Annotated in this window: 14 protein-coding genes and 1 pseudogene; 8 read left to right on the forward strand and 7 right to left on the reverse strand. The window is 72.1% G+C overall.

The genetic code is table 11. The features are described 5' to 3' along the window. The first annotated feature begins 81 nt into the window (after nucleotides 1-81). The gene (locus F8271_RS07920) at nucleotides 82-864 is read left to right on the forward strand and encodes a DUF2336 domain-containing protein (RefSeq protein WP_151488996.1); all 783 of its coding nucleotides are present in this window, start codon (nucleotides 82-84) and stop codon (nucleotides 862-864) included. A 158-nt stretch (nucleotides 865-1,022) separates the two neighbouring features. Here the strand turns inward: F8271_RS07920 and F8271_RS07925 are convergent, their stop codons facing one another. Continuing rightward, entirely contained in the window at nucleotides 1,023-2,258 is a 1,236-nt protein-coding gene (locus F8271_RS07925; protein ID WP_151488997.1) for a hypothetical protein, read from the reverse strand. Nucleotides 2,259-2,320: 62 nt separating this feature from the next. Then, nucleotides 2,321-3,349, reverse strand: a complete 1,029-nt coding sequence (locus F8271_RS07930; protein ID WP_225854245.1) for a hypothetical protein — start codon at nucleotides 3,347-3,349, stop codon at nucleotides 2,321-2,323. A gap of 148 nt (nucleotides 3,350-3,497) precedes the next feature. Between F8271_RS07930 and F8271_RS07935 the strand changes: the two genes are divergently transcribed. Then, on the forward strand, nucleotides 3,498-3,863 hold the full coding sequence (locus tag F8271_RS07935; protein ID WP_151488998.1) for a DUF2207 domain-containing protein: 366 nt from the start codon (nucleotides 3,498-3,500) through the stop codon (nucleotides 3,861-3,863). A 609-nt stretch (nucleotides 3,864-4,472) separates the two neighbouring features. Next, nucleotides 4,473-4,982: pseudogene (locus F8271_RS34115) on the forward strand (acetyl-CoA carboxylase biotin carboxylase subunit family protein); the annotation flags it as partial. Nucleotides 4,983-5,434: 452 nt separating this feature from the next. Here the strand turns inward: F8271_RS34115 and F8271_RS07950 are convergent. Together F8271_RS07950 and F8271_RS07955 are read right to left on the reverse strand one after the other, a co-directional pair. After that, nucleotides 5,435-6,946 (reverse strand): PLP-dependent aminotransferase family protein, encoded by a 1,512-nt coding sequence (locus F8271_RS07950; RefSeq protein WP_151488999.1) that lies wholly within the window; start codon nucleotides 6,944-6,946, stop codon nucleotides 5,435-5,437. A gap of 74 nt (nucleotides 6,947-7,020) precedes the next feature. Next, a complete protein-coding gene (locus F8271_RS07955) occupies nucleotides 7,021-7,881 on the reverse strand; it encodes a helix-turn-helix domain-containing protein (protein ID WP_151489000.1) in 861 nt (286 codons plus the stop codon). 140 nt (nucleotides 7,882-8,021) lie between these two features. On the opposite strand from F8271_RS07955, the gene F8271_RS07960 reads away from it, so the two are divergent. Next, nucleotides 8,022-8,708 carry an SDR family NAD(P)-dependent oxidoreductase gene (locus F8271_RS07960; protein WP_151489001.1) on the forward strand — a complete coding sequence of 229 codons (687 nt, stop codon included), beginning with the start codon at nucleotides 8,022-8,024 and terminating at the stop codon, nucleotides 8,706-8,708. An 82-nt stretch (nucleotides 8,709-8,790) separates the two neighbouring features. Here F8271_RS07960 and F8271_RS07965 read toward each other — a convergent pair whose 3' ends face one another. From F8271_RS07965 to F8271_RS07975, 3 genes are all read right to left on the reverse strand, one after another. Further along, nucleotides 8,791-9,936, reverse strand: a complete 1,146-nt coding sequence (locus F8271_RS07965) for an RNA polymerase sigma factor (protein WP_151489009.1) — start codon at nucleotides 9,934-9,936, stop codon at nucleotides 8,791-8,793. Between the two features lie 8 nt (nucleotides 9,937-9,944). Then, nucleotides 9,945-10,352, reverse strand: a complete 408-nt coding sequence (locus tag F8271_RS07970) for a YciI family protein (protein ID WP_151489002.1) — start codon at nucleotides 10,350-10,352, stop codon at nucleotides 9,945-9,947. Nucleotides 10,353-10,520: 168 nt separating this feature from the next. After that, the gene (locus F8271_RS07975) at nucleotides 10,521-11,549 is read right to left on the reverse strand and encodes a glycoside hydrolase family 11 protein (RefSeq protein ID WP_151489003.1); all 1,029 of its coding nucleotides are present in this window, start codon (nucleotides 11,547-11,549) and stop codon (nucleotides 10,521-10,523) included. 678 nt (nucleotides 11,550-12,227) lie between these two features. On the opposite strand from F8271_RS07975, the gene F8271_RS07985 reads away from it, so the two are divergent. From F8271_RS07985 to F8271_RS08000, 4 genes are all read left to right on the forward strand, one after another. Then, complete coding sequence (locus F8271_RS07985; protein WP_151489004.1) at nucleotides 12,228-13,454, forward strand: sensor histidine kinase; 1,227 nt, start codon at nucleotides 12,228-12,230, stop codon at nucleotides 13,452-13,454. Further along, on the forward strand, nucleotides 13,442-14,098 hold the full coding sequence (locus F8271_RS07990; protein ID WP_151489005.1) for a response regulator transcription factor: 657 nt from the start codon (nucleotides 13,442-13,444) through the stop codon (nucleotides 14,096-14,098). The genes F8271_RS07985 and F8271_RS07990 overlap by 13 nt, the downstream gene beginning before the upstream one ends. Before the next feature lie 111 nt (nucleotides 14,099-14,209). After that, on the forward strand, nucleotides 14,210-14,971 hold the full coding sequence (locus F8271_RS07995; RefSeq protein WP_151489006.1) for an ABC transporter ATP-binding protein: 762 nt from the start codon (nucleotides 14,210-14,212) through the stop codon (nucleotides 14,969-14,971). Then, on the forward strand, nucleotides 14,968-16,938 hold a 1,971-nt coding region (locus tag F8271_RS08000; protein WP_225854248.1), incomplete at its 3' end, for an ABC transporter permease. The genes F8271_RS07995 and F8271_RS08000, both read left to right, overlap by 4 nt.

Raw genomic sequence — 16,938 nt, forward strand, 5'->3', positions numbered from 1 at the left:
TCAGGTGCCGCCACGGACGGTGCGACGGGTGGCGGCGCCGCTATGCGGCTCGTCGTCGCGCAGGACCCCACGACCGCACAGATGACCCTCATCGACCTGGCGTCCGACCCGTCGGCCGTGGTCCGTAAGGCGGTCGCATCCCGCACGGACGCGCCCGCGCAGGCACTGCGACCGCTGGCTCGGGATCATGATCGTCACGTCCGAGAGGCCGTGGCGAGAAATCCCTCGACCTCGATCGGCAATCTCCTGCTCCTCGTCAAGGACGCCGACCGGTGGGTCCGCTGGGCGGTCGCCGGCAACCCAGCCTGCGACGAGTCGATTCGCCGGGTGATGACGGAGGCCCCCGACAAGGAGCTTCGCGGTCTCCTCGCCGAGACGCGCGACCTGGAGCCCGAGTTGGCCGCGCGGCTCGTCAACGACGTCTCACCCGAGGTACGGGAACGACTCGCCACCCACACCCACGACCCGGACGTGATCACCGCCCTGATGGCCGATCGCACCGTACGCGTACGCAAGGGGCTCGCCCGCAACCCGCGGACCACCACTGCCCAGCGCAGCGCACTTGCCCAGGATCCCGCGGTGGATGTCCGCGTCGCGCTGGTGCTCGCGCTCGAACTGGAAGAGGCGGATTTGCGCCGCCTGGTTGATGACCGCTCCGTACAGGTGCGGATGTCGATGGCGACGTCGGCGGTGGTCCCGCCGCACATCCGGCAGGCGCTTGGTGGCGATTCCGACGAGATGGTCGCCAGCGCGGCTCGGGACTTCCGCCCCGGGTCTGGCACCTCCCCGGTGGTGCGGGCGCCGCGCATCGATCATCGTGCCTCCGGAGCGGGCCGAGGTCGACCGGGCGGCACCCCCCGCTGAGGCTGGCGACGCCCTCGCCCTCCGGGAAGCTTGCCCGATGGCCAGCAGGTCGTGGCCGGCTGTTCTCGCGGCGTGTGGTCGCGGATTGTGTGATCGCGAGGTTTGCAGGGGCGGGTGTGCGGGCGGCGTTGGTCAGCGCGCCGCCCGCACGGGTGGTGTCAGGTGCCGGCGACCACGACGACGGCGCCGGTCGCCGCCTCAATGCGGTGGATCGGGTCGAACTCGGCGTAACTGCTGCGGTCGGAGCACGTGATGCTGCCCTCGGCGACGAGGTCGTTCGTCGCTGAGGTGGCGGAGTTCCACCTCGTGACCGGCCCGCCCGAGTCACCGCCGAGCACGGGGCCGTCCTGCGCGTGCCCGGTGACGGTGTCGACCTCGACCACCGGGGAACCGGTGCACCCGGTGTTGCCGGTGTCGGTGACCCTGCCGTACACCAGGCCGCCGTTGGAGCCGGAGATGTAGACGGCGGACCCGACGGCGGGCCAGCCGGTCAGCTTCGCCGTGACCGGGTTGGCCGTCGACGCGTCGCGCTCGCCGAACCAGGAGTACCGGCTGAAGTAGGCGCCGTTCTCGCCGGCGACCATGGAGACGTCCGTGCCCAGGCTCAGGTAGTTCGAGCTGACGCGGAGGTTCCAACCACCGTTGTGCCAGAAGGTGGTGCCGTTGGAGCCGCAGTGCCCTGCGGTCGTCACCCAGTTGCTGTTCGTGCCTCCGCGAGTCATCCGGAAGCCGGTCGTGCAGTACGCGTCCACCGTACGCGGATTGCCTCCCGCGGCGGTCACGTTGTAGTTGAACATGGCCAGCCCGCCGTAGTAGGGGGCGGTGTCGACCCGGCGGCTGGCGGGCGTGATCCCGGCCTTCGAGATCGACACCCGGGGCGTCACGCCCGTGGCCCTGACCGCGGCGGCGACGAGTGCGTCCGCGTCACCAGAAGCGTGGATGACGACCTGTGCTGCGAGGCGGTCCAGCTTGACCCGGTCAACGCTGGCCGCGTGGGAGCCAGCCCAGGTGCGGCTACTCTCCAACCGCGCGACTGCGGCTTCCAGTCGCTTGATTGGTACCGCGGTGGTCTCGAACCGGACCGGGACCTCTCCCGCCTGGCGCGAGCGCGAGCCCACTGCGGAGCGCAGCCGGTCGCCCTCGGTGTTCTGCACCTGGCGGACGACCAGCTGCCCGGTCTGCTCGTCGAAGTAGGTGCCACCCGCACCGTCGGGGTGCGCGGCGGCAACGGCTTCCAACCGGTGGAACTGCGCGGTCATTGCCTCGACGTCGACGGCCGCGGCGAAGCCGGTTTGCGGGGCTGGCCCGGCTGTGGATTCGTTCGCCTGGGCGGGGGACGATGTGACCACGATCGTGGTGACTACGCAGCAGATCAACACCATGCGTCTCCGCATAGAGCCTCCTTAATGGACGGTGCCAGCATCGTATAGCTCCGCGTCGATGGTGGTGGGCCCCGTCAGAAAATGTTCATGGCGATGCCGTTCGTGAGCGACGTGGTGCTCTGCACGCCGTCGATCTTGATCGGGTTGCCGGAGACATGCTGCACGAAGATCCGCATGATGAAGCTGCGGGTACCGCAGGTCGGGTCGATCGGGATACCGGACAGGGCGAAGTTCGCGACGTAGTGGTGTGCGTCGTCGCGGATCGCCTTGCGGGACGTGGCCGTGCTCGTCGTACGACAGGTGTGCGCCGTCGTGTCGAGCTGGATCATCTCGAAGCGCACATCCACCACAGCGTTGGTGCCGCGCGGCATCTCGTACGCGTCGATGCTGCTGCTGCATGAGGCGGTGCCCGTGTAGCAGGTGGTGAGTTCGAGGTTGGCCAGCGCCTGCACGCTGGTTGCGTTGCTGGCGGCGTTCCACTTGTACACGGGCGTGCCGTCGTTGTAGAACACCCAGGCCGTGGAGGTGCCCGCGCCGATGTAGGTGCAGGTGCTGGACGTCCCGGTGCTGTTGCAGGAGGGGTTCTGCCACCACCGCGCGCCCACCTGGTTGATGTCGCTCACCTCGAGCCAGGTGTTGGTGGCGACGGCGGTCAGGTAGTAGTCGGTGAGCGAGCTGGAGGCCGTGTATCCGTAGAGGCCGCAGGTGTAGGTGCCGGCCGACGGTGCGGTGAACAGCAGGTCGGCGTAGATCGGCAGATGCCCGGGCGTCGCGTAGTACGTGGTGTCCGAGCCCTCGTGGTTGCGGGACGACGTCGAGGTGGTGCCGACAACGGCACCGCCCGCGTCCACACACTTGAGCGTGTTGTTCATCGCCACGATCTGCGTCACGCTGCTCGTCGCCTCGAGACGGCCCCGTACGTGCCGCGACTCGCCGGCCGAGAGCGTGACCGTCCTGCTCAGCAGACGCTCCTCGACCCTTGAGGAGAAGGTGTTCCCGCTCGTCAACGTCGCTCTCGTCACCGGCCCCGCATCCGCGTGCGCGACCTGCGCGGACCCGGCGATGAACAGCACCGCCACGAGCGTGCTGAGTACTTTCCGCACGTGTCGACTCCTTCGGGGTGGGGAGGGGCACCCAGGAGGGCACCGCATCTACCGAAACCCCGGCCGTGACCCGATCGGACCACAGTTCGAGGCGAGTGGATGGTAGTGCCACAGTGCCGACGTTTGTGGGGCGATCAGCTCACGTCACGTGACAAGCCGGTCGGGTGCTGGGTCGTTTGTTCAGGAGCAGGGCCGGATCGAGCAGCGCCTGCAGGGGCACGATGAGCACCTGCGGCAGATCAACGGTTCGATCGATGATATGACCCGGGCCATGCAGGCCCTCACCGAGGAGTTGCGCGCCAACGCCACCCTCCCGAACGCGAGCGTGACCTCGGGTCGCCGGGACGCCGACGAGCGGGGCAGGATCGCGGCGGTCCGGTTGGAGGAGGCGGTCGCCGTCGAGGCCCAGAAGACAGTGCGGTGGACGGCGTGGCAGCGGTGGTTCGCGGTCGTGGGCGCGATCATCCTGGTCGGGAACTTCGGTCTGGGCATCTACCTGGCATTCGGGCGCTGATCCGCCTGCCGGTGGCGGGACCCGCTGGTTTCTCAGCCGCGCGCTGGACGCCGGCACCGGCCCGGGGTCAGGCCCGGAGGTCGTCGCGCCGCCGACCGCCGGATTGGCCTCACCGGATCACCCCGAATTGGACACACCCGGAGGTCGTCGTGCTGCGTACGGTCGGACCGACCAGCGGACCCGACCTTCACGAGGATCACGATGACCCAGCTCAGCGGCGGTGCGGACACCAGGCGCGTCGATGACCGGGTGTCGAGGGCAGTGCCGGACCGCGCGATCCTGGTGATCTACCGGCCGGCTGCCGGCCGGTACGAGGCCCAGTTCCGCAGCGTGGTCGCCGCCGCCACCGAGCTGGGTGTGGCCACCGTCGCGCTGCTGCCGACCGGGCAGCCGGCCGCCGAAGCCGCCGGTCTGGCCTGCTATCACGCCGACCTCGACGACTCCGACACCGTCCGCTCGACGGTGGCGACGATCGTCGCCACGCATCCGGTACGACGCATCTTCCCGCTCTTCGAGGGCGACGTGCTCACCGCCGCGTACTGCCGGCGCGACCACGGGATCCCGGGGCTCGACCCGGAGGAGGCGCTGGCCTTCCGGGACAAGAACGTGATGCACCGCCGGGCCACCGAGCTGGGTGTGCCGGTGGCCCGCTCGTGCCGCCCGGACACGGTGGGGGCGGTCGCCGAGTTCGCCGCCGAGGTGGGCTGGCCCGTGGTGGTCAAGCCGTACGCTGGCTGGGCCTGCGGCGACACCCACCGGGTGGACTCCGCGGCGGACCTGGCCCGGGTCTGGCCGCTGATCGCCGACGCCCGGCACGACTACCGGGTCGAGGAGTACGTCCGGGGCGCCGAGTACCACGTCGACTCGTTGCTGCGCGGCGGCGAGGTGGTCTTCGAGCAGCTCTCCCGCTACACGTACTCGGTGCTGGAGTTCCGCGACGAACCCGGCGGCACGGTCTCCCGTAAGCACGATCTGACCTCGGCGGAGCGCCGCATCCTGGCCGCCAACGCCACCGTGCTGCGCGGCTTCGGGATGCGGACCGGTGTGGCGCACGTGGAGTTCTTCCTGCGCGACGACGGCGAGCTGGTGTTCGGCGAGGCGGCCGCCCGGGCCGGAGGTGGGTCGATCGTCCCCGCCATCGAGGCCGGCCGGGGAATCAACCTGGCGGGCGAGTGGTGCCGCCTCGAACTGGACCCGGGGCACCGGGATGGCCGTGCTGGTGGTCGCGTTCTCGCTGCCCGCCGTGCTGCTCTCCACCGTGGTCTGGACCCTCGGGGAGATCATCGCGTCGGTGGTGGTGCCCACCTACATCGCCGACCATGTTCCGGAGCACCGCGTCGGCAGCTTCATGGCCCTCAACGCCGTCGTGCTCAGCTCCGCGCGGCTGGCCGTGCCGATGGGTCTCGGCTTCGTCTGGCAGGCCCAGGGGCACCGGCCGGTCCTCCTGCTGCTCCTGCTGATCCCGGTGGTCGGCGTGGTCGCGTTCGCGGCTCTGCGGATCCGACCGGCCGCCCGGCCCGCGCCGTCGCCCGCCGAGCCGGCCACCGCCAGTCGCTGACGCCCACCCCGCCTCACCGAGCCGGCACGTCCCGCAGCGCGGCGGCCAGCAGAGCCACACCCTCGGTGATCCGGGCGGCGGGCAGCGCCGCGTACCCGATCAGGAAAGTCGGTGCGGTCGGGGGCCGGGTGACGAAGTAGCCCGACGCCGGGTAAACCCGGACGCCGTGCGCCGCGGCGGCGCGCACGATCTCCGCCTCGTCGGCGTCGGGCGCGCCGGCGAAGGTGACCAGCACGTGCAGTCCGGCCGCCGTGCCGGAGACGCGCACCCCCGCGCCGAACTGCTCGTCCAGCGACTCCAACAGCCGGGCGCGCCGCTGCCGGTAGAGGCGGTCCATCCGGCCGATGTGCCGGGCGTACGCGCCGGAGGCGATGAACTCGGCCAACGCCTCCTGGGTCAGCGTCGGCGTCAGCCGGTCGGTGATCCACTTGACCCCGAGGAACGGCCGGACGAGGTGCGGCGGCAACACCGCGTAGCCGATGCGCAGGGAGGGGAACAGGGTCTTGCTGAAGCTGCCGACGTAGACCACGTCCGCGTCCTGCGGGTCGGCGGCCAGCGACGGCAGCCGCTTTTCGACGAAGGTGAACTCGTTGTGGTAGTCGTCCTCCAGCACCGTGGCCGCGTGTTCGCGGGCCCAGCACAGCAGCGCTCGTCGACGCCGGTCGGACATGATGAACCCGGTCGGAAACTGGTGCGACGGGGTGACGTAGACCAGACGGACCCGGGCCGGATCGAGGCCGTGCGCGCGGACCCGGCAGTCGATCTCGTCGACCCGCAGGCCCTCCTCGTCGACCGGCACCGGCACCACGGCGGCCCGCGAGTAGCCGAAGATCTGCCGCAGCACCGTGTGGCTCGGATCCTCGATGACCACCACGTCGTCGGGCCCGACGAGCAGCCGGACCAGGATGTCCATGGCCTGGGTGGCGCCGCTGGTCACCACCGTGTTCTCGGCGGGGGCGTCGAGCGCCCGGCTGCGCCGCACCAGCGCGGTGATCTGGGTACGCAACGACGCCGAACCCTCGGCCGGGCCGTAGCCCAGCGCCACCGCGTCGGCCCGGCCCACCGCGTCGGCGAGCGACTGCCGCCACCGGGCCACCGGGAAGCTGGCCAGCGCCGGAGTGCCGTGCCGGAAGTCGTACGTCCCGTCCGATCGGTGCATCGGCGCCGGTTCCCACGGCTTCCACAACGCACTCCCGGCGTCGGTGGGCAGCGGGGGCTCGGGCCGCAGGTCCACGCGGGCGGCACGCCGGGCGGGTGGCGGGGCGTCGGTCAGGGTGGCGCTGACCCGCGTGCCGGATCCACGCCGCGAGCTGAGCACCCCGTTGGCCCGCAGCAGCTCGTAAGCCCGGGTCACCACCGTCCGCGAGACCCTGAGCTGGTGCGCCAGCTCGCGGCTGGGCGGCACCGGATCGCCGGGGCGCAGCCGACCGGCCCGCACGGATCCGCTGATCTGGTCGCAGAGTTGCTGCTGCAACGGGACCGGACTGTCGCGGTCCAGTGTGACGAGAAGCTGGGACGAACTCACCCGCGCACGCTCCCCGGATCGACGCCGGTGGCGAGTCTAGTCGCGCCGCCGTCCGGGGACGGCCCGGCCGTTCGTCACGTGGTGGTCTGTTGGAGCCGGTGTCCACGGCCTGTCGTGGGTAGGCCGGCCGAGGCCAGGAGCGCCAGCTTGTCGGCGTCGCTGGAGCCGGCGTCAGGGTGGTACACGACGAGCATCAGACTCTCGGCCCCGCCGATGCTGAGCCGTTCCCGGTTGAGGGTCAGCTCCCCGATCTGCGGGTGATTGATCCGCAGCGCCGTCCCGCTCTGTCCGCGTACCTCGTGGCGGGCCCACAGCTGGCGGAACCGGGGGCTGGCCAGGGACAGCTCCCTGGTGATCTCGACGAACCGGGGATCGTCGACGTCGGTGCCGACGGACTGTCGCAGGTTCGCGACGAGGCACTCCGTGACGTCCTTCCAGTCCGGGTACAGAGCCTGCTCGGCCGGATCCAGGAAGAGGTCTCTGAGCTGGTTGCCCCCGACGGCGAGGCGCGACGAGAGCGCTTCGGCAAGGGCGTTCGAGGCCAGGATGTCGAAGTAGCGCCCCTCGATGAAGGCGGGCTGGACGAGGGAGTCCAGGAGCTTGAGCGCGCCGGGCGGCACGGTCTCCCGGCGCGGTCGGCGTCCGCGCTGCCGGGGGACCTCGGCGACCAGCGTCAGCAGGTGGGTCAGGTGGTCGTCGTCGAGGTGCAGCACACGAGCCAGCGACTCGAGCACCTGCACGGACGGGTGCCGGTCACGGCCCCGCTCCAGGCGCAGGTAGTAGTCGGCGCTGATGCCGGCGAGCATGGCGACCTCCTCGCGCCGCAGCCCCGGCACACGCCGCACACCACCGTCGGGGATGCCCGCCTGCGCGGGCGTCACCAGTGCGCGCCGGGCACGCAGGTACGCGCCGAGGGCATTCGTCGTCCCGCTCACGAGGCCAGCCTGACACTCCGTGGGGCGGACAGAGGGGGGTCTGTCACACCCCAGGCTGGACGGGGCTCTGGTTGCAACGAGGCGCCACGCATAGCTTTCGCAACGGCCCGGTCGGGCCACATATTTCGGGGAGGACACCCATGACCGTCACTCTGATCACCGGGGCCAACAAGGGCATCGGGTTCGAGACCGCCCGCCAACTACTGGAGCTGGGGCACGTCGTCTATCTCGGTGCGCGCGACGTCGAGCGGGGTGAGAAGGCCGCGGCAACGCTCGGCGCCCGATTCGTCCAGCTCGACGTGACCGACGACGCATCGGTGCGCGCCGCGCTGGCCACCATCGACGCGGCCGAGGGCCGGCTCGACGTCCTGGTGCACAACGCCGGCATCCTCGACACCGGAGTCGCCGACGGTCCCACGGCCCTGCGGATCTTCGACACCAACGCGGTGGGCATCGTGCGCGTCACCGAGGCGGCACTCCCTCTGCTGCGCAGATCCTCGAACCCGACGGTGGTGACCGTGTCGAGCAGCGCCGGGTCGTTCTGGGCGGTGAACAACCCGGACCGACCGGAGTTCCACCTGCCCACGCTGCTCTACTCCGCGTCCAAGTCGGCAGCCACCATGCTCACCGTCCAGTACGCCAAGTCCCAGCCGGGGATCAAGTTCAACGCCCTTGAGCCCGGCTTCACCGCCACCGACATGACCGCGGGGTTCGACGGCGGACGCTCCCCGCAGGAGAGCGCCCGGACCGTGGTGCGTCTGGCGACCCTCGACGTGGACGGCCCGACCGGCACCTTCCAGGACGAGGCCGGGGACTTGCCCTGGTAGGGGAGCCGCAACGACCGGGCGATGCGCCGGCCACCCCTGCGGTGCGGGCCGGCGCATCGGGACCGGTCCCGGATGTGGCCGGTCAGCGGCGCCGGCTGGTGTTGAGCCGAGCGGCCTGACGGGTCAGGTGGTCGCGCTCGGCGAGGTTGGGGGCCTTGCGGGCCGCCTCGACGTACAACCGCGCCGCCGTCGCCAGGTCGCCGTCGCGCTCGTGCAGGTACGCGGCCACCGCCGTGTGGCGGGGCAGCGAGTCGTCCAGCGCCGCGAGCGCCGCCAGACCGGCGCGCGGTCCATCGGCCTCGCCGACGGCCACCGCGCGGTTGAGCCGTACGACCGGGTTGTCGGTCAGCCGCGCGAGCTCGTCGTACCACTCGACGATCTGCACCCAGTCGGTCTCCTCGGCGGTGGGCGCGTCGGCGTGGAGGGCGGCGATGGCGGCCTGCGCCTGGAACTCGCCCAGCCGGTCCCGGGCGAGGGCGGCCTGGAGGATCTGGACGCCTTCGGCGATCGACGCGGTGTCCCATCGGCGGCGGTCCTGCTCGGCGAGCGGCACGAGGCTGCCGTCCGGTGCGGTACGGGTGGCGCGCCGGGCGTGGTGCAGCAGCATGAGGGCGAGCAGCCCCGCCACCTCGGGATGGTCGATCGTGGCGGCGAGTTGCCGGGTGAGCCGGATGGCCTCGGCGGCGAGGTCGACCTCGCCGGAGTAGCCCTCGTTGAAGACCAGGTAGAGCACGCGCAGCACGGTGGCGACGTCGCCGGGCTGGTCGAACCGCACGCCGGAGACGGTGCGCTTGGCCCGACTGATGCGTTGCGCCATGGTCGCCTCGGGCACCAGGTAGGCGTGGGCGATCTGGCGCGTGGTCAGCCCGCCGACGGCGCGCAGCGTGAGCGCGACCGCCGACGACGGTGTCAGCGACGGGTGGGCGCACAGGAAGTAGAGCTGCAACGTGTCGTCCACGGTCGGCGCGGGCCCGGGTGCCGGCTCGTCGTCGACGAGGACCTCACGCCGTCGGCGGGCCGCGTCCGCCCGGGTCGCGTCGAGGAACCGGCGCCACGCCACGGTCACCAGCCACCCCTTCGGATCCCGCGGCATGTCGGTCGGCCAGACGCGGACCGCCTCGACCAGCGCGTCCTGCACGGCGTCCTCGGCCGCCGCGAAGTCGACTCCGCGGCGGCCGAGGATCCCGAGCACGCTCGGCGTGAGGCTCCGCAGCAGAGCCTCGTCCAGCTGTGCGGTCATTCCGTGATGGTGGGCGGTTCGGTGAGGAACGGGCGCAGCTCGAGCCACTCGTGGATCGGCTTCCCGCCCGCCCCGGGGGCGGCCGACAGCTCCCCGGCCAATTCGACGGCCCGCTCGTACGTGTCGACGTCGATCACCATCCAGCCGGCGATGAGGTCCTTGGTCTCGGCGAACGGGCCGTCGGTGACCGGCGGGTTCCCCTCGCCGTCGTACCGGACGAACGTCCCCTCCGGCGCCAGTGCCTGACCGTCGACGAACTCACCGGTCTGCTCGAGCCGGGCGGCGAAGTCGTTCATGTACTGGATGTGCGCCGAGATCTCCTCCGGCGTCCACTGGTCCATCGGCACGTCGTTCACCGCGGCCGGAGCGCCCCGGTAGTGCTTGAGCAGCAGGTACTTGGCCATCGTCTGTCTCTCCTCGGTGCGGCTGCGACCCATCCTGGTCGCGTTCACCTCGGGGACGGAGCCGGGGTCGAGATCTCGACATGGCGGCGCGAACTTTTTCTGACACGTCTCTGGCGTGGCGGCCGGGGCCGCCACGCCGGAGATGCGGTGTCCGAGGAATGCTTCAGGTCAGCCGGTGCTGCAGGTGACGGTCGGCCAGGTCCAGTTGCCGTTGGCCATGATCGTTATCCCGAAGGTGTTGCCGTTGCCGTTCGGTCTGGCGGTGACGGTGCCGCTCGTGCCGCTGACCGACGCGTTCCAGCTGTTCTGGATGCTCTGGCCGCCGCCGAGGCCGAGGCTGACGACCCAGGTGCTGGTGCCGCTGACCGCCACGTTGAGGTTGAACCGGTCGCCCCACTGCTGGCCGGCGGAGAGCGTCGCGGTGCAGTTGCCGGTCCCCGGATTGCCGGTGGTGGGCCCGGAGGTCGGGTTGCCGCCACTGCCCTCCCGGACGGTGATGTCGGAGCTTCCGCTGCTCTGGTAGCCCTCGGTGGCCATGATCTGGTAGCTGTGGTTGGTGCCGAGGTTCAAGCCGGCGCGGGCCCAGGCGTCGAAGTGGTTGGCGGTGGTGATGGTGCCGCTTGAGCGCTTCTGCTGCCGGACGCTCCAGTACTGGTAGAACGTCTGGTTGCCGTCGATCGACGGGGCGTTGACCCGCTGGCTGCGCAGGATGTCGTAGGTGCCACCGTCGGTGGTGACGGTGCCCATGCGTTGGGCGCCGCTGCTCGGGTTGTAGCTGCCGAAGTTCTCCACCACGTAGTACTCGATGAGCGGGTTGCGCGTCCATCCGTACAGCGCGAGGTACGTGTTGTTGTTGCCCGGGTTGTAGCTGCCCGAGTAGGTGACGGTCCGGCGGCTGCCGGTGGCCCAACCCTTGCCGCCGACCCAGTTGTTGGTGCTCCTGTCCCAACTGCTGCTGTATCGGCCGTCGGCCCGCAGCGTCATGCTGGCGTTGCCGCTGTCCTTCCAGAAGGAGAAGAAGTAGCCGTTGTGCGTGCCGGTGAGGTTCGAGGTGAGGGTCCGGTCGGCCTCGGCGTACGCGTTGGTGGCCGTCATCGTGCCCGTGACGGCCAGGACGGCCGCGCATGCGGCGCCGAGGAGCAGCCGTATCCGGCCGCGCCTCCTCGGTGGGGTGGGGGTGTGACTGGTGTCGGTCATGAACCTGTTCCTCCTCGTGGCGGCCGGCTGTCGGTGGCCCGGTGACGGCCACCGGCGTGGTGCCGCCTGGTGGTGGTGGCCGGTCGTCCTGCGCGACGACCGGAGGAGTGGGTCGCGGTGAGTGGCAGTGACGACAATCGAGCGCCGTCGATGGCGACCGTATTGACCCGGTCGTCATCCTGTCAACAATTTCCGGAAACATCGCGGCAACCTCGGCCCGACGGAGGGGCACCCGGGGGAGTGTCGTCCATCCTGGTCAGTAATTGATCAGCGCTCGCGAGATCACCTCAGCGTCCCGATGGTCGGATCAAGATCCGAAGAGCTACCGCCGAAATTTTCCGGAGAAGTTCCGGACCGTCCGGCCGGACGTCCAGGAATGCCGAACCGTTCGTCCTGAACGAGGGGCACCTCGCGGTGCCGACCGGGCCGGGCATCGGGGTCGATCCGCTGCCGGAGGTGCTGGCCGAGTTCACGACCAGCACCGAGTGGCTGCCGCTCTGAGCGGTACGACGCACCGGTCGGCCGGGTGATGCGACGACACCATCGACGCTAGGCAGCCGCCCCGGCGGCGACGATCCCACCAGCTCGACGATCGGCGGTACAGCAGGCTGTACTTTCCGCGGCGGGCGCCGTCACCGGGGCGGTCGGTGGCCTATGTTGGCGCTGGAGGTGGGGTGGATGGCGTACGTGTGGCGCCGCATCCGCGTCGTGGTCGACGCCATCGAGCGCCTCGTCGGCGGGCTGGGCACCGCCGTGCTGGCGCTGGGCGCGCTGCTCTGGGCGCTGATCGTGGCGGTGGCCTGCCTGGCCGGGGTGGGGCTGCTGGCGGCGCCGGGCGCGCTGCGGGCGGTGCGCGCGGTGGCCGACCGGGAGCGCGCCCGGCTGTCCCGCCGGGGCACGCCGATCCCCGCACCGGGGCCGGTGCCGCTCGGGTTGCGCGCGGCGGTACGCGACCCGTTCGTCCGCCGGGACCTCGGCTGGGTCACGCTGCACGCGATCACCGGCCTGCTGTCCGGGCTGGTCGGCCTCGCGCTTCCGCTCTACGCCCTGCAGGACATCACGTTCCCGCTGTGGTACCGGCTGGTCCCACCCGAGGACGGCGCACCGGGCATGGGCTGGTGGCGCATCGAGAGCCTCTCCGAGGCGTTCGTGGTCGGGCTGGTCGGGCTGGGCTGGCTGGCCGCCGCGGTCGGGTTCAGCCCGGCCCTGGCCCGCGTGCAGGAGTGGCCGGGCCGGTGGCTGCTGCCTCCGCCGCCGGGGGTCGACCTGTCGCTGCGGGTCGCCGCGCTGACCGCCACCCGGGCCGCGGCGCTGGACGCGCACGCGGTGGAGCTGCGCCGCATCGAGCGGTCGCTGCACGACGGCACCCAGAACCGGCTGGTCGCGGTCAACGTGCTGCTCGGCGCCGCGCGCCGGGCGGTACGGCGCAACCCGGAGCGGGCCGACGAGATCCTCGGGCAGGCACAGGACGCGGCGGAACAGGCGCTCGGCGAACTGCGTACGGTGGTGCGCGGGATCCTGCCGCCCGTGCTGGACGACCGGGGCCTGGCCGGAGCGTTGGCGGGCCTGGCCGGCAGCTGTGCGGTGCCCTGCCGGCTGGAGGTGGACGTGGCGGTGCGCTGCGCGGCCTCGGTCGAGGCCACCGCGTACTTCGTGGTGGCCGAGGGGCTGACCAACGTGGTGCGGCACAGCGGTGCGAGCCAGGTGGACGTGACCGTGCGCCGTGAGCAGGGTCGGCTGCTGGTGACCGTGCGGGACGACGGGCACGGCGACGCCGACGAGGCCCGCGGCTCCGGGCTCACCGGCATCCGCCGGCGGGTCGAGGCGTACGACGGCCGGATGACGTTGACCAGCCCGCCCGGGGGCCCGACGAGGATGCACGTGGAGCTGCCATGCGGATCGTGATCGCCGAGGATGACCCGCTGCTGCGCGAGGGACTGGCGCTGCTGCTGCGGGCGGAGGACCTGGATGTGGTGGCCACGGCGGGCACCCCGGGCGAGTTCCTGACCGCGGTCGACGCGCACGCGCCGGATGTGGCGATCGTGGACGTACGGATGCCACCGACCCACACCGACGAGGGCATCGTGGCGGCGGTGGAGGCCCGGCGGCGTCGACCCGGCCTCGCCGTGCTGGTCCTGTCGGCGTACGTGGAGCAGGCGTTCGCCACCGAGCTGTTCTCGGTCGGCGCCGCCGGGCTCGGTTATCTGTTGAAGGAACGGGTGGGCCGGGTCGAGGAGTTCCTCGCCGCGCTGCACCGGGTCGCCGACGGCGGCAGCGTGATCGACCCGGAGGTGGTGGCGCAGCTGCTCGCCCGCAACCGCCGGACGGACACGGCGCTGAGCGAGCTGTCGCCGCGTGAGCGCGAGGTGCTGGGGCTGATGGCCCAGGGGCTGGGCAACACGGCCATCGCCGAGCGGCTGTTCGTCACCGACGGCGCGGTGCACAAGCACATCCGCAGCATCTTCGCGAAGTTGCAGCTCCCGCCGGACGACCGTGCCGACCGCCGGGTCACCGCGGTGCTGCGCTACCTGGACGGCGGCCAGCGGTAGCGCCTGCTGTACCCGGACCTGGCAGCCCGCGGGATGGTCGCTGTTCTCCCAGCTCAATAGCGTTTCCGGTGCCCGCAGTTCCGGTCGCTGACAGGGAGAGAGGCCAGCAGAATGCCCGACTATTCGGGACCATCCATCGACGCCGCCGTCCGCGTCGAACACCTCACCAGGGTGTACGAGGCCGGCCACACCCGGGTGACCGCGTTGGCCGGGGTGGACGCCGAGTTCGGTCGCGGCACCTTCACCGCGGTGATGGGGCCCTCCGGCTCCGGCAAGAGCACGCTCCTGCAGACCGCCGCCGGGCTGGACCGGCCCTCCGCGGGCCGCGTCCTCATCGGCGGCACCGACCTGTCGCGGCTGTCCGAGACCCGCCTCACCGAGCTGCGGCGCACCCGGATCGGGTTCGTGTTCCAGGCGTTCAATCTGATCGGCGCGCTCAGCGTCGAGGAGAACATCGTGCTGCCGCTGCGGTTGGCCGGCGTCCGTCCGGACCGCGCCTGGTTGACCCGGGTGGTCGAGCGGGTCGGGCTCACCGACCGGCTGCACGACCGGCCGGCCGCCCTGTCCGGCGGCCAGCAGCAGCGGGTGGCGATCGCCCGGGCGCTGGCCACCCGCCCCGAGGTGATCTTCTGTGACGAGCCCACCGGGGCACTCGACACGGGCACCGCGGCGGAGGTGTTGACGCTGCTGCGCGCGGTCGTCGACGAACACGGGCTGACCGTGGTGATGGTGACCCACGATCCGGTGGCCGCGTCGTACGCGGACCGCGTGCTCGTGTTGGCCGACGGCCGGATCGTCGCCGACCTGCCGCAGTTGGGGGCCGCCCGCATCGCCGAGCACCTGGCGTCGCTGGACCGGCGGGCCGTCCGATGACCGCGCTCGCCGCCCGGCTGCTGCGCCACCGTGGCGGTCCGGCCGCCGCCACGCTGCTCGCCCTGATCGCCGGGGTGCTGATCCTGGTCGCCATGGGCACCCTCGTCGAGTCCGGGCTGCGGTTCCGTCCGCAGCCGCGGCTCTGGGTGACGGCCGACCTGGTCGTCGCCGACCGCACGGTCAGCCACACGATCAGGGAGTTCGACGGCGGGACCAGCACGAGCACCGTCGCGCTGCCCGAGGGCGGCACGGTGGACGCCGCTCTGGTGGAAGAGATCCGGCGGCTGCCCGGCGTCGCGCAGGTGAGCGGCGACGACCGGGTCGTGCTCGGCGCACCGGCCGGCGTGGGGCACGGCTGGGGCACGTACGGGTTCGCGGGTCGCCCGATCGTTGCGGGCGTCGCGCCCCGGGTGGATGACGAGGTGCTGGTCGACTCTCGGCTGGGCGTTGCTCCGGGCGACCGCATCGACCTGGTCGCCGGCGGGGTCAGTCGGCCGTACCGGGTGAGCGCGACCGCCGACACGGGCGCCGCCGGGGTGTTCTTCACCGACGCGCAGGCCGCGCGGCTGTCCGCGCACCCGGGCCGGGTGGACGCGATCGGCGTGCGGGTGGCGCCGGGCGCCGATCGCGGCGCGGTGGGCGACGCGGTCCGCCGGATCGCCTCGGCGGCCGGCGCCAGCACGTACGCCGGCGCGGACCGGGGGGAGGCCGAGCAGTCCGCGAACCTGGCCGCCCGGTCGCTGCTGATCGAGGCCGGGGCGGCGTTCGGCGGGTACGTCATCCTGCTGATCGTCTTCGTGGTGGCCGGCACGATCGGTCTGTCCGTCCGGCATCGGCGGCGCGATCTGGCGTTGCTGCGGGCGGTCGCGGCGACGCCGGGCCAGATACGTCGGATGCTGATCGCCGAGGCCGCGCTGCTGGGTCTGGTCGCCGCTGTCCTCGGCGCGCCGGCCGGCCTGCTGGCCGCCGGCTGGGTGCACGGCGAACTGGTCGGCCGCGGGTTCGTCCCGGCCGACTTTCCGATGACCGGTGGGCTCGTCGCGGTGCCGGCGGCGGCGGCCACGGCGGTGCTCGTGGCGGTGCTCGCCGCGCTGGTCGCCGGGCGGCGGGTCGCCGGGATCAAGCCGGTCGAGGCGCTCGGCGAGATCGCCGTCGAGCCTCGGCCCAGCGGCCGGGTACGGCTGATCGCCGGTGTGCTGACCCTCGCCGCCGCCGTCACCCCCGGGGCGTTCACGTTCGGCGGCACCGGGCCGACGGCGGCGTTGGCCGGCGCGGCCGGCATGCTCTACCTGTTCGTCATCGCGGTGGCGCTGCTCGCGCCGAGGCTGAACGCGCACGCGGCACGCCTGCTCACCCCGGCGCTGTCCCGGAGCTGGCGGGTCAGCGGCCACCTCGCTGCGGCCAACCTGCGGGCCAACGCGCAGGGCATGGCGACCGTGCTGACCGCCCTCGTGCTGTCGGTCGGGTTCGGCGGCTCGGTGTGGTTCCTGCAGACCAACCTTGAGCGGGAGACCGTTGCGCAGAGTGCTGCGGGCACGCTCGCCGAGCGGGTGGTGTCCGCGCCGGGCGGGCTGGCGCCCGAGGCGGCGCGGGAGATCCGCGAGCTGGCCGGGGTACGGGCGGCCACCGGTGTACGCCGCACACAGGTGGTGGTGCGGTCGTTCGACGGGATCGAGCCGGTCGCCGCTCAGGCGGTCGACCCGACCGGGATCGCGTCCACGATGGATCTCGGCGTACGCGACGGTGACCTGGCCGACCTGGCCGACCTGGCCGACCTGGGCGCGGACACGGTCGCGCTCTCCGCGCCCCAGGCGTCGGCCTCCGGTTGGCACGTCGGCGAGGCGCCAGAGCCCGGTTCGCGACCAGCGCGAACAGCACCCGCTCCACGTCGACCTCCCGCCGCGCCGAGCCGACCAACGGCCGTAGGACGGTGTCGATTCGCAGCCGGCGCCACAGCCCGTCGAGCA

It is taken from the genome of Micromonospora sp. ALFpr18c, assembly GCF_008868155.1.
In the GTDB taxonomy this organism is placed as follows: Bacteria; Actinomycetota; Actinomycetes; order Mycobacteriales; family Micromonosporaceae; genus Micromonospora.